Genomic DNA, 13,294 nt, shown 5'->3' with positions numbered 1-13,294 from the left:
CCGAACTATCCAATGAAACGCTCATGAAGTGTTTCGAAATAGTTCGGTTTTTCTATTTATCATGTTTTGTTAATTTAGAGTTCATTCGGCTTTAGGAAGGAACCATTTAGTTATGTCCCAACCTCTTTTAGATTAGTTAAAGTTATAGGTAGTTACAATTTTTTCCCTGTTAGTTGTTATATCTGTAAAGTATTCATATAAGCAAATACCAAGGAATGATCCACTGACATTCATGACATTAGAATAGCCATTATTTTGTAGAGTCATGACCGCATTATAGCTTCGTTGACCAGATCGGCAATGTACATAAACAGGCTGATCCTTTGGTATCTCATCCATTCGTTCTCGAAGTTCGCTTAAAGGTATATGATGGGCGCCAATGAGATGACCAGATTCGAATTCATTCTTTTCACGCACATCTAAGAAAAAGGCTTGCTTTTCAATGAGTGGCCTAACTTCATCCACTTTTATTTGTTTGAAGTTCCCGTGTAATTGGTTTTGTGCTACAAGTGCTGCCAAATTTACAATATCACGTGCAGTGTTAAACATTGGAGAATAGGATAATTCTAGTTCCTTTAAATCTTCTAAAGTACCGCCCATTGTGATGAGAGTGGCTATAACGTCTATTCGTTTATCAGCATTCCCTTTACCAATCGCCTGTGCACCAAGAACCTTCCCAGTTGGTGTTTCGTAAATGAGTTTAAAGTGAAGCGGATTACTATTTGGCATTAATCCTACTTTGTCTGGTGCAATTAAATAAACACTTTTTGCTTGAAAGCCATTTGCTAGAGCTGTTTTTTCGTTCAAACCTGTTGAAGCACATACAAGGTCGAAAATTTGTACGCTCGAAGAACCAATAACCCCTTTGTTATGCTGTGGGATACTATACATATGGTTAGCTGCGGTACGTGCTTGTCGTTGAGCAGGACCAGCTAAAGCTAGACGCGTTTGTTTATGAGTAAGCTGATGGAATACTTCAATAGCATCTCCTACAGCATAGATGGAAGGGTCAGATGTCACATAATTAGCGTCCATTCGGATACCCCCTAGTTCACCAATAGCTAGGCCAGCTTCTTTAGCTAATTTGGTTTCAGGGCGAACGCCAATGGCTAATACAACTGCTTGTGCTTTTAATTGCTTGCCTGAATTTAATACCACATATTCGGGTACAACTTGCGCGAGGCCGTCGTTCACAATGACTTGAACCCCTTTGTCAGCCATTTCCTTGTGCAATATTTGAGCCATGTCATAATCGAACGGTGCCATAATTTGTTGACCAAATTCGACTAGTGATACATTAAAGCCTGCAAGCTTTAGATTTTCTGCTACCTCTACACCAATGAAGCCTCCGCCAATTACAGCAATATCTTGCACATTACCCGTTTGTAGATAACGGTTTAAACGGTCAATATCCACCACATTTCGAATAGTAAAGACATGTTCAGAATGAATACCTTCTAAGTTTGGAACGATAGGACTTGCACCAGGCGACAGAACTAACGTATCGTAACTTTCCTCATAATCAGCACCAGTTTTCAAATCCGTAATCGTGACAGTTTTTTGCGCGCGGTTAATGCGTATAACTTCTTGCTGAACGCGAGCTTCAATATTGTATTTTGTTTGAAAGGCTTGAGGTGTCATTAAAATCAATTTATCGCTATTTTCAACAATCCCGCTCAAATGGAATGGTAGGGAACAATTAGAGAAAGAAACATTCGGGCCTTTCTCAAACATGATAATTTCTGCTTTTTCATCGAGACGACGTATACGTGCCGCTGTAGACGCACCGCCTGCAACGCCACCAACTACTATAAATTTTTTACTCAATGTAAACACTCCTTTTCAAAATACATATTAGGGTATTTGGATGCTTTTAAATAAGGATTTAATTTCTAGTGATTGATTATTTATATAGAATGAATACTACAAATCAATAATATACCTATAAGGGTATATTATCAAGCAGTACATAGTACAAAATTTCAGAGATATTCCTTGTAAAAGAAAGTTAGGGCATAAATTTGCTATACTAGCGGTAGTAGGAATTGGAAATGACACAGGGGGTGACACTGTTGATTTTTTTGAAATTTTTAATTCAAATCCTCATTGTATCGGGTTTGATTTATATTGTGAGCGGACGATTAATTGGTTCAAATATTAATTTTGTTCGCAGAGTGCTATCGGTCGTCATTAGTGTGACACTAACTTCTTTTGTTTACTGGTATTCTTATTTACGCCATACAGATTTTTTGTCTGAAACGATGATGCAGACAGTGACAGAGGTTAGCACACTTATTTGGATTGGTAGTATGCTACTTATCTCGATGTTGCTTTATTTGGTTTTTGAGTTATTTGATCCAAGCGGTATTACGGCTGGAGATCGTCGTAACGGTCAAAAGTCCTTGCTATTACGTCTGCGAAGCTATTGGCGACAGCAGAAACGTTTGCGACAGGTATTAAAAATTGCTGTTACAAACGGTGTTGTGCAAACAATTAAATATGCAAGGCAGCGGGAAAATGAAAAAGAGCTTGCGATTGCACTACGAGCAACTTTAGAGCAGTGTGGTGGGATTTTTATTAAATTTGGACAGGTCCTCTCCACACGTAAAGAATTATTTTCACCTATTTTTATTGATGAGTTAGCAAGATTGCAACATAGTGTGAAGCCTTTACCAGCAGAGCAAGTTACACAAATTTTAGAGGGTTCACTTCCACAACCTATGGATGAGATCTTTAGTCATTTTCAAATGGAGCCCATTGCAGCAGCGTCAATTGGCCAAGTGCATAAGGCACGACTCAAAAATTATGAAGAGGTTGTCGTCAAGCTATTGCGCCCAGAAGTAAAAGGGATTATGCGTGATGATCTTGAAATTTTAGAGGAATTTGCTAATTGGCTTTCAACAAAATCGACTTGGGCAGAGTCATTAGGCTTTCGGGAGTTAGCGGGTGGGTTTGCCGATGGACTACGTGAGGAAATTCATTTAGATATTGAAGTGCGTAACACATTACAGGTGAAGAATGCGCTAGCCAAAAGTGATTATAAGGTACGAATTCCTAAAATTTATACAGCGTATAGTAATGAGAATATCATTGTGATGGAATATATTCGTGGACAAAGTGTGGCGGATGGGGCATCAGAATTCAAACGTTTATCTATTGATCGTAGGCACTTTGCCAAAACGGTATTGTATTCTTTTTTTGAGCAAATGCTATTCTCAGGTATTTTTCATGCAGACCCACATCCAGGTAATATTCATATTGATGAATCGGATGGCACACCCGTTTTGCTCGATTTTGGAGCCGTTGGACGATTAGGAGCTACACAGCAAGAAGGCTTAAAGCTATTTTTGATGGGCATTCAGCTTAATGATTCAAGCGTGTTATATGATGGCTTAACATTATTAGTGGAAAATGCTGATCATGCAGAACGCGCAAGAATGGAGCAGGCCATCGATCAAATTTTATTGAAAATCTCCTATGTTGATCGTATACCAACTGAAGAATTGATCCATGCGCTCTTTACAGTGGTAAGAGATTTTGGACTTGCATTTTATCCTGCTGTAGGATTGGCTCTCCGGTCCTTGGTGACGCTAGATGGCACATTACGGGTCATTGATCAACGTTTCGATATATTTACAGAGGCAAAGGATTTTTCTGCTACATATATGCGTGCGTCTTTCCTAAAGCCATTTAAAGAACCGATGGCAACAAAAGAGCGACTGCAAGAAGAACTATCCATGCTGATTCCCACTTTGCGAAAAATGCCAAGAAGGGTAGATCAACTCATTCAACGTGTTGAAAGTGGGAAAATCATTTTACATCATGATATATTCTCAGATGAACATAATGCACGTTTTATCACAAATCTATTTTCTCGATTTGTACTGCTTCTAGTAGGGATAACATTTGGCATTATATCTGTTGCTCTTTTAGCTATCTCACAATTTATTCATGATTCGTATGCGGTATATTTAAACACAGCCGCCTATTTAGGCTTATTTTTATGTGCAATTTTGTTAGTGAGATTATCTATACAAGCGCTGAGATCGATGAAGCAGTAGGTAGGGATTGATTCCCTACCTTTTTCATTGAAATATTTGAATAAAATATTACAAAAACATTACAAAGTGATGCGTAGGTCTAATGTCGAATCAGCTAATAGTAGCGATAGGCAGAATAAAGTGGCGTTTTGTAGAATAAAGTAGTTTTCTTGCAAATATTACAGAAATATTTCGAGTTTTACTAATGTATTAAATAGACATGAAATAGTATAAAAGTTATGCCGAAAATGCTAAACTTTAAAAGGCTAAAATAAATATAAGAACATTTGATTAAAATAGAATCGTTCAAGTGATTACATAAGAATATCTAGAGCGAAATTGACAAATGAAGGGGAATGAAGATCAGTGGGTAAGCGCAATAAATGGCGTAAGTCGATGGTGCTAGCATTAGCACTAGCTGGCGGCTTATTATTTAATACAATTCAACCAACAGAAGTACATGCCGAAGAAACTTCTCAACAAATGATTGAGAAAAAGGCTGAAATTGATGCACAAGTTAAAAAATTACAAGAAGAACTACAGAAGTTACAACAAGAGATCGACGCAAAGGTGAAAGTATTTAAACAGGTGCAAGCTGATATTAAAGAAGTGGATGCTAGTATTGTTGAAACACAAAAACGTATCGAGCAACGTTCTAAAATTTTAAGTGAGCGTATGGCTGCATACCAAGCACAAGATAATACTGTAGGCGTTTATTTAAATGTCGTTCTTGAAGCAAAAAGCTTTGCCGATTTAATGGATCGTGTCGTAGCGGTCAAAACATTAATGGATGCTGACCAAGAATTGGTAGATCAACAGGAAGCAGATAAAGCAAGCTTAGAGCAACAAAAAGCTACATTAGATGAAAAACAAAAAGAGCTTCAAAAGCAGTTCCAAGAGCTTCAACAAAAGGAAAGCGAAATGGAAGTGAAAAAGGCTGAAAATGAAGCGAAATCACTTGCATTAAAAGCTCAAATTGCAACGAAACAAGAAGAAGAACGTTTAGAGGCAGAGCGTAAAGCAGCTGAGGAAGAAGCAGCCCGTTTACGTGCGCTACAAGCAGCAACTCCAGTTGTACAAGCAACTCAAAATAATGATGGCGGCGTGCCACAAAAAATTGTTATGGGCTCAGGAGCTGGTACGGCTTCTTCAGGAGATGCTATTTCAACAGCTAAACAATTCCTAGGACGTCCATATGTCTGGGGTGGTAGTAACCCATCGACAGGCTTTGACTGTTCAGGTCTTGTACAGTGGTCATACAAACAAGCAGGTGTTTCTTTACCACGTACAGCATCCCAGCAGTATTTAGTAACTCAACGTATCTCAGCAAGTGAAGCACGTGTTGGAGACTTAGTATTCTTCAGCTATGGTTCTGGTGTAGCTCACGTAGGCATTTACTTAGGGAACAACACAATGATCGATGCTCAAAACAATGGTATCGTAATTGAATCACTTGATTGGTGGAATCAATACTTAGTAGGCTTTGGTCGTATTCAATAAGCCTCTATATTTAATAGACGATTGACATGATGAAAAGGTCATCTTTGTAGAGAAAAAATATACAAAGATGACCTTTTTTATTTTGCTTTAGTGTTCATCTACCTCCTTTGTCGAGGAGAGATGAACACTTATTTTGCATTTCCAGTGCTTAAGAGGAGCATTAGAGGTAAGCTCGAAGCGTAATGACTTTGCATTAAATTTTAAAATTTAGCTTAATGACACCTGTCTCTTTTAAGGCAATAAAGAAAATGATAACAAATGGGCCAACGAGTAAACCGATGATACCAAATAACTGTAGACCGATGAACATGGCAATTAATGTTGGTAAAGTGGATAAGCCAATGTGGTCGCCCATTAGTTTAGGCTCGACGACACGACGAATAATAAGTAAAATAGCAGCTAAGATGAATAATTTTACAGCGATAGCTGTGTTTCCCATTAATAGATGGTATAGTCCCCATGGGGCTAATATAATAATGGACCCTAGGAAAGGAACGATATCTATTAACCAAATAATAATGGTCATCGTAACTGCATATTTCGGTTGGATTAATAGTAATCCAATAAGTGTGACGCCACCTATGATAAAGCTTACAAATAAGTGTGCCTTCATATAACCGAATGTTGCATCTTTTAAACGATTTAAGATGATTTTTATTTTCTTTGCTGTGTTAGGCTTTAAATATTTATAAGTGATTTCCTTTAATTTGGGCAAATCAAGCATAAATAGGAATAAAGCAATCATATAAACGAGAAGACTGATAAATAGGCTTGGAATCTCTGAAAAGAATGCTGAAACTTTGTTATAATTAAAGAAGCTTAAAAAGGATTCTTCAACTTTCTTTATGAAATCCATAGTGGTTTTTTGAAGCGAAGCACTTACTTCAGGTGGAAAGTCCTCTGTGTATTTAGAAATATTTTCTTGCATATGAAGCCACATATCTGATAGCTTGGAAATATAATAGGGAGCTTGCTTTGACAATATAATTATTTGCGACATAATTTGTGTAATGGATATATAGCAAATAATAGAGATAACAATAACACTCACTATGTATATAAAAGCAACTACAATTTTCCTTGACATTTTCCATCGCCTTTTAAAGAACATAACAATGGGTTCTAAGAAAAATGCACTGACACCAGCAAGTATTATAGGCATGGATACAGGGATTACAAAATAGGCAGCTACAAGTAGAGAAAGAATCACAATCAATCGGAAAATCATTTTCCTAGCATTAAATTTATTCATAAACTCACCTTCTTTGAGAAAAAAATTAAGTTAAGTGTACCATAAATCAAATTTTATTACGTTCTGAAACAATAAAGGTAGGGATAAATTATGGAGAAAGAGATTTTGCAACTTTTTAATAATCTAACAGAGCATGACCGCGATATTGAATCTTACGAGGAACTAATAAAAATTCTGCAGGAACCCGTAGATTGGACATATGCAGTCTGGGAACAGCTTGTACAAGCACTTACATACAAAGATGGTCATGCACGTGCACGTGCTGCACAAATTTTATGCGCCTTAGCCGCAAAAAGTGACCCAGAAGAAAGGGTATTGGAGGATTTTTTAAAGATTTGGGCTGTGACTTATGATGAACGATCCGTTACAGCTAGAAATGCATTACAAGCTATTTGGAAAATTGGGCTAGCAGGTCAAGTACAAAGTGACTTAGTGGTGTCTTATTTAGCAAAGAGATTTCAAACTTGTTTAGATGAGAAGCATCCGACTCACATTCGCCATGATATTATTGTATCTTTTAAAAAGCTATATGACGAGACAAGTGACATAAAGTTATTAGACATTGCCCATCGTTTAATTAATGAAGAGCAGGACGTTAAATCTAAGCAGAAGTATAAGTCAGCCATCCGTTCAACGTAACGAGATGGTGTTTTTTGTGCAAATTATTTGGTAAATTATTGAATAGTCAACTATAATAAATGAAAAAATAAAAGGGGCTAGGACATGAGCATTTATAATTATTTAGTACGAAAACCTAATGGTGAAATTTTATCGATGGAAACTTATCGTGGAAAAACGATGCTAATTGTCAACACGGCGAATCAATGCCGATTTACATATCAATTTGATGACTTACAAAAAATGTATGATAAATATGGGAAAGATAATTTTGTCGTTCTAGGATTTCCTTGCGATCAATTTGGTCATCAAAATCCTGAAGATGGCGAGGAAACTACGCATCTTTGTAAAGTGAATTATGGAGTTACCTTCCCGATTTTTGAGCTTGTACAAGTAAATGGAGAGACTACCCACCCATTATTCAATTATTTAAAACATGAAGTAGATTTTCGAAAGTTTGGCAAGGCGAGCATGCAGGAAAAAATGCTTGCTGAAGCAATTGTTCAACTTGCCCCAAACTTTTTAGATGGTCGTAATATTCGCTGGAACTTTACAAAGTTTTTAGTAGATGCTAACGGCAAGACCGTTGCACGCTTTGAACCAACAGATTCACAACTTGATATTGAACAGGCAATTGAAACTATACTATAAAACAGTTTTGTTTATCTTATTCTTTAGAAATAGTGACGATCCATTCAAAGCACAGCTATTTTTTCCTATTAATATATGATAAACTGCTTTACAAGTGAATTATTCTTGCAGAATAAAAGGTGCTAACAAGCATAATCGGGAATTCGGTGAAAAACCGAAGCTGTTTCCGCAACTGTAAGTACAGCTAGTATAAAGGTTTGCCACTGTCTCAAAAGAGATGGGAAGGTACTTTATCACACATTCGTTTTTTATGTAATGAACTGTACAAGCCAGGAGACCGACCTTTGTTTGAACGTATAAAAACTTCTCGGAAGCTAGGAGGATATACGGCAAATACATAGGCTATGTCATGTTAATTTGGCCATTATTATGTTATTTTCGTCGTTCCTTTGCGTAAAGGAGCGGCGTTTTTTTATGCAAGAATTTTCATAATGGAAAGTGGGGGGATCGCAAGTGAAAAAAGATGCACGTTATTCTTGTTATCCATTTATGCGTGAGAAAGCTTCGACGGTTGATTTTGAGATTCGAACAGACAGTCTGACTACGCATTTGGGAGTTGCTTTAGCTGCAGTTAAGAAAGAGGATGTACAAGCTGTTGTAGAAGATTTAATGGTTATTTTACCTATGGCCTACCATGTCAATGGCTCGGTTCGTGGAAAACTAGCTGTAACAGAAGAGGATCTTGCTTGGTTAAGTGAGCGCTATGATTTTTATGTTCGTCATGTGAAGGAAGAGATACAAAACTTTGTCTTACCTCAAGGTACGGAGGCTGCTGCTGCTCTACATCTTTGCCGTAGTGAAGCCAAAAAATCATATCGTACATTACACAAAGTATCGGAGGAACGAGAGGTTCCAGCTATTCTTTTTGATTATTTAGGCCTATTAGCCAATGTGTGCTTCGTTATGGCTGTCTTTATGAATCAACAAGCAGGGATAGCTGAAATACCATTTATTAGTAAATCATATCCGATGAAAAAGAAAAAGGAGAATAATAATGAAGAAATTATTTAATGTTCAATGGCTAACAGTACTCTTCCTTGCAATGATTTTAGCAGGTTGTGGTACTTCAGTAGATACTAAAAATAAAGACGCTTTACAGGATACACAACAAACAGAGCAAACAAACTACAAAGTGACAGATGATCGCGGTGTAGAAATAGAGTTTAAAGAAGTACCAAAAACAGTTGTATCATTGCAACCAAGTAATACAGAAATTTTGTTTGCTCTAGGTGTTGGTGATAAAATCGTAGGAGCAACTGAGTACGATACTTACCCAGAGGAAGCACAGAAAATTGAACGGGTTTCTGATTCTGTGAATTTTAACAGTGAACGAATCATAGCGTTGAAGCCAGATGTTGTTATAGCTTATACGATTGGTGATAAGGATGCAATGAAATCACTTGAAGATGCTGGAATCAAAGTGTTTGTTATTAAATCAGCAGCTACATTCGATGATGTTTATGGTGACATCGAACAGATTGCAGCTGTAATGGGTGTTGCAGATAAAGGAAATGAAGTAAACGAAGAGATTAAAGCGAAATTAGCTGACGTTAAAACAAAGGTGAAGGAAGTAAAAGCACCGAAAAATGTTTATTTAGAAGTTAGTCCTAAGCCAGATATTTATACAGCAGGCTCTGGTACTTTCCAGCAAGAAATACTAGATGCAGCCAATGTTAAAAATATTTTTTCTGACTTGAGCAGCTGGGCACAAGTTTCTGAGGAAGATGTCATAGTGAAAAACCCAGATGTTATTTTAACGACAGTAAGCTACACAGAAGATCCAATAGGGGAAATACTTGCACGTGATGGATGGAACACAGTGACAGCAGTTCAAAATAAAGCAGTACAGACTCTTGATACAGATATCTCTAATCGACCTGGCCCACGTATTGGGGAAGCCGTAGAACTAGTAGCAAAGGCTGTCTATCCAGAGTTATTTAAATAAGAAACCATTCAAGGCTAGCTGTATACTGACAGCTAGCCATTTTTATGTGGGTTGTTATTTCCTAGTGTGAAAATTGGAATTAATTGAGTTAGTTCTATAAAATAAAAGTAAGAATGCTCGATAATTTTAGGAGGTGTAGTAATTGGAACAGTTAGAGACAAAGATAATTCCATTTGAGGCAGTTTATAATTTTCGAGATATGGGGGGATATAGGACAAGGGATGGGCGCATTGTAAAGAACGGTTTATTTTACCGCTCAGCGGCTCTTGGGAAAATGACGCTGGCGGATAAAGAGCTATTTGAAACATTAGGGATTAAAACCATTTTTGATTATCGTGATCATAATGAGGCACACCATAATCCTAACCCTGTGTTCTCGCACGCTCAATATATTCAAATACCAGCGAAGGGGAATCATACATTTGAAATGCCTACAAATGCTGGTGGTAGAGATTTTTATAAAGCAGTAAGCCCCGAAATGTTCCGAGATTTTTATGCACAGATGCCGTTTAATAATCCTTCCTTTAAAGAGTTAATGAAAACCATACAAAATCCTGACAATTTGGGTCTTGTCCACCATTGTGCAGTTGGTAAGGATCGCACAGGTATAGGGGGAGCTCTTATTTTGCTAGCCTTAGATGTACCTGAGGAGACGATTATGGAAGACTATTTAAATACGAATATCCATTTACGTCCAATGGTAGAAAGAATGGCACAGGCTATTCAACATCAATATAATGAGCAAGAATTACAGCAATTTTATGCATTAATGTCTGCTCGAGAAGACTATTTACAAGCAGCATTGGATGCTATGGATTACCATTATGGCTCAAAGACTAAGTTTTTAGAGCAGGAGTTTGGCCTAACTATTGCTAGACGAGAGCAATTGCAAGCCTACTGCTTAACATAACAATGACCCCTTTCACATAACTGTGTGAGAGGGATTTTTTATGTGGAAGCGCTGTCTTCCTATAAACCTCTTTACAGTCTGAAAATTTATGATAAGATACAATAGATTTTTAAGAAAAATATAGGAGAAGTGAAAGTATTGGCAGAGACAATGAAAGAGACAAATAAGTTAAGTCTATTCCATTTAACATGGCCTATTTTCTTAGAAGTATTTCTATTTATGTTAATGGGATTAGCCGATACTTTTATGCTCAGTGCTTTATCAGATAATGCTGTATCCGGAGTAGGTGCAGCCAATCAATATATCCATATTGCGATCTTGATTCTTGAAGTGGTAGGGAATGGTGCGTCCATTGTCGTTTCACAGTATTTAGGTTCAAGACGTTTTTTTGAAGCAGCGAAAATATCGGCTTTAGCTGTCACAATGAATTTGGTTGTTGGACTGTTAATGAGTATTCTATTTTTCTTCTTTGCAAAACATTTAATGACTATGATGAACTTGCAGGGAGAAGTACTTCACTATGCACAAAGTTATTTAGTTATCATCGGGAGTTTTATTTTTCTACAGGCTATTATTAATGCACTTGCTGCAATTATTCGTGTACATGGTTGGACGAAGCAAACGATGTATGTATCACTTGGCATGAATATCTTGCATGTTGTGCTAAACTACGGTCTGATTTTTGGGAATTTAGGTTTACCAGAGCTTGGTGTAAAAGGAGCGGCTATTTCTTCGGTCATTAGTCGAGGATTAGCTGTACTAGTGTTTTTCTGGTTGCTCTATCAAGTGATGGAAGTACGCGTGAAGCTACACTATTATTTTGATTATTCTAAGGAATATGTAAGGAAAATATTAAACATTGGTTTACCTTCTGCATTTGAGCAGGTACTTTATCAGTTTTGTCAGATTGTCTTTTTATATTATGCGACATATTTAGGAGCAGAAACACTGGCAGCACGACAATATGCTATGAATATTTCGATGTTTACGTATTTATTTGCGATTGCCATTGGTACAGGAACAGCTATTATTATCGGACGTCATGTGGGGGCAGGGAAGAAGGATGAGGCATACCATCAACTATGGATAAGTGTCCGTGCGGCATTTGTTTTTACGATTATTATGGTTGCAGTCGTTACGATTTTCCGCAAACCACTCATGCATGTTTTTACCGATAATCCAGATGTCATCACTATTGGAGCATCTGTGTTAGCCCTCAGTATTTTGCTAGAGACTGGCCGTACAATGAATATCGTTGTCATTAACTCTTTACGTGCTTCTGGAGATGCCAGATTTCCTGTGAAGATTGGTTTTCTATCGATGGTTTGTATGAGTCTTCCGCTTGGTTATTTATTTGTATTTGTATTGGATTGGGGCTTGGTTGGAATATGGCTAGCTATTTCAGCAGATGAATGGGTACGTGCAATTATCGTATACTTTAGATGGAAAAGCCGTAAATGGGAGCGATTTGCCCTCGTTTCACCGAATGAACAGAAGGAGGCATAGAAATGGGAGCATTATCTAAACGTGCGATAGCGGCAGCATTAATGGAGCAATCTATCACACTTTTTGCTTGTCCTGTATGTCAGCAATCGATGCATGTCTATGAGCAGGGAAGATTGGTTTGTCCTGCTAACCATTCTTTTGATATAGCTAAGCAGGGCTATGTCAACATGCTGACACATAGCGCTGCTTCTAAATATAGCAAAAGTCTTTTTGAATCTCGTAAGGCAGTGATTGATAGTGGGATTTATGATGCTGTAGAAGAAAAAATTAGTAAGCTTATAGCCTCTGCAAAAACAGTGCTTGATACTGGCTGTGGAGAAGGGTCACATTTAGCTCGTATTATGAAAGACATAGACAATGGTATCGGTGTTGGTATCGATATAGCAAAAGAGGGCATATTGGCAGCAACACGTCATTATCCACAACAAATTTGGTGTGTAGGTGATTTAGCCAAAAGTCCATTTGCGCAAGAAAGCTTTGATGCAATATTAAATATTTTATCGCCCGCAAATTATGAGGAATTTAAGCGTCTTCTTGCCCCAGATGGCTGTCTTGTAAAGGTTGTACCACAAAGCGGCTATTTACAGGAACTGCGTGCCCAATTATATGCAGATTCGAGCAAGGAAACATACTCTAATGAACAAATTGTTGCCCGTTTTAAAGATAGCTTTAGTGAAGTTATAGTAGAACGTGTAACCTATACTTTACCGCTTGCAGAAGAGCTTGTGCCGGCGTTATTAGAGATGACACCGATGGGCTGGCATAAAAAAGAGGAAACGGCCATTGTATTAAATGAAATTACGATTGATGTAGATCTATTAGTAGGGAAAGTTTAAGAGGGCCACCTGCAATTGCAGTATACTGGTCTTTTC

The 13,294-nt window shown here is 37.5% G+C and carries 11 protein-coding genes and 1 riboswitch; of the genes, 9 read left to right on the top strand and 2 right to left on the bottom strand.

All coding sequences use genetic code 11. The features are described 5' to 3' along the window. Nucleotides 1-132 precede the first annotated feature (132 nt). Nucleotides 133-1,827 carry an FAD-dependent oxidoreductase gene (locus V6670_RS21020; RefSeq protein WP_338652025.1) on the bottom strand — a complete coding sequence of 565 codons (1,695 nt, stop codon included), beginning with the start codon at nt 1,825-1,827 and terminating at the stop codon, nt 133-135. Nucleotides 1,828-2,072: 245 nt separating this feature from the next. Between V6670_RS21020 and V6670_RS21015 the strand changes: the two genes are divergently transcribed. Together V6670_RS21015 and V6670_RS21010 are read left to right on the top strand one after the other, a co-directional pair. Further along, nucleotides 2,073-4,061 (top strand): AarF/UbiB family protein, encoded by a 1,989-nt coding sequence (locus V6670_RS21015; protein WP_338652024.1) that lies wholly within the window; start codon nt 2,073-2,075, stop codon nt 4,059-4,061. A gap of 345 nt (nt 4,062-4,406) precedes the next feature. After that, on the top strand, nt 4,407-5,540 hold the full coding sequence (locus V6670_RS21010) for an NlpC/P60 family protein (RefSeq protein WP_338652023.1): 1,134 nt from the start codon (nt 4,407-4,409) through the stop codon (nt 5,538-5,540). 193 nt (nt 5,541-5,733) lie between these two features. On the opposite strand, the gene ytvI is transcribed toward V6670_RS21010, so the two are convergent. Further along, nucleotides 5,734-6,792 carry a sporulation integral membrane protein YtvI gene (gene ytvI / locus V6670_RS21005; protein ID WP_036128518.1) on the bottom strand — a complete coding sequence of 353 codons (1,059 nt, stop codon included), beginning with the start codon at nt 6,790-6,792 and terminating at the stop codon, nt 5,734-5,736. A gap of 90 nt (nt 6,793-6,882) precedes the next feature. On the opposite strand from ytvI, the gene V6670_RS21000 reads away from it, so the two are divergent. From V6670_RS21000 to V6670_RS20970, 7 genes are all read left to right on the top strand, one after another. After that, nucleotides 6,883-7,431: a hypothetical protein gene (locus tag V6670_RS21000; RefSeq protein ID WP_036128516.1), complete on the top strand. Its 549-nt coding sequence runs from the start codon at nt 6,883-6,885 to the stop codon at nt 7,429-7,431. 84 nt (nt 7,432-7,515) lie between these two features. After that, entirely contained in the window at nt 7,516-8,061 is a 546-nt protein-coding gene (locus V6670_RS20995; RefSeq protein ID WP_338652022.1) for a glutathione peroxidase, read from the top strand. Nucleotides 8,062-8,161: 100 nt separating this feature from the next. After that, a riboswitch (cobalamin riboswitch) is annotated at nt 8,162-8,362 on the top strand. Nucleotides 8,363-8,514: 152 nt separating this feature from the next. Continuing rightward, nucleotides 8,515-9,072, top strand: coding sequence for a hypothetical protein (locus tag V6670_RS20990; RefSeq protein ID WP_338652021.1), 558 nt, complete (start codon nt 8,515-8,517; stop codon nt 9,070-9,072). Then, the gene (locus tag V6670_RS20985; RefSeq protein WP_141904252.1) at nt 9,056-10,006 is read left to right on the top strand and encodes an ABC transporter substrate-binding protein; all 951 of its coding nucleotides are present in this window, start codon (nt 9,056-9,058) and stop codon (nt 10,004-10,006) included. The genes V6670_RS20990 and V6670_RS20985 overlap by 17 nt, the downstream gene beginning before the upstream one ends. Before the next feature lie 142 nt (nt 10,007-10,148). Beyond that, complete coding sequence (locus V6670_RS20980) at nt 10,149-10,916, top strand: tyrosine-protein phosphatase (RefSeq protein WP_141904253.1); 768 nt, start codon at nt 10,149-10,151, stop codon at nt 10,914-10,916. 150 nt (nt 10,917-11,066) lie between these two features. Further along, the gene (locus V6670_RS20975; protein ID WP_186436155.1) at nt 11,067-12,422 is read left to right on the top strand and encodes an MATE family efflux transporter; all 1,356 of its coding nucleotides are present in this window, start codon (nt 11,067-11,069) and stop codon (nt 12,420-12,422) included. 2 nt (nt 12,423-12,424) lie between these two features. Next, nucleotides 12,425-13,258 (top strand): putative RNA methyltransferase, encoded by an 834-nt coding sequence (locus V6670_RS20970; protein WP_141904255.1) that lies wholly within the window; start codon nt 12,425-12,427, stop codon nt 13,256-13,258. The last annotated feature ends 36 nt before the right edge of the window (nt 13,259-13,294 follow it).

The organism is Lysinibacillus sp. Y5S-8 (assembly GCF_036894365.1).
Taxonomy (GTDB): Bacteria; Bacillota; Bacilli; order Bacillales_A; family Planococcaceae; genus Lysinibacillus; species Lysinibacillus fusiformis_D.
The sequence above is the reverse complement of the archived record's forward strand: the minus strand, read 5'-3'. Positions and strand labels throughout refer to the sequence as shown.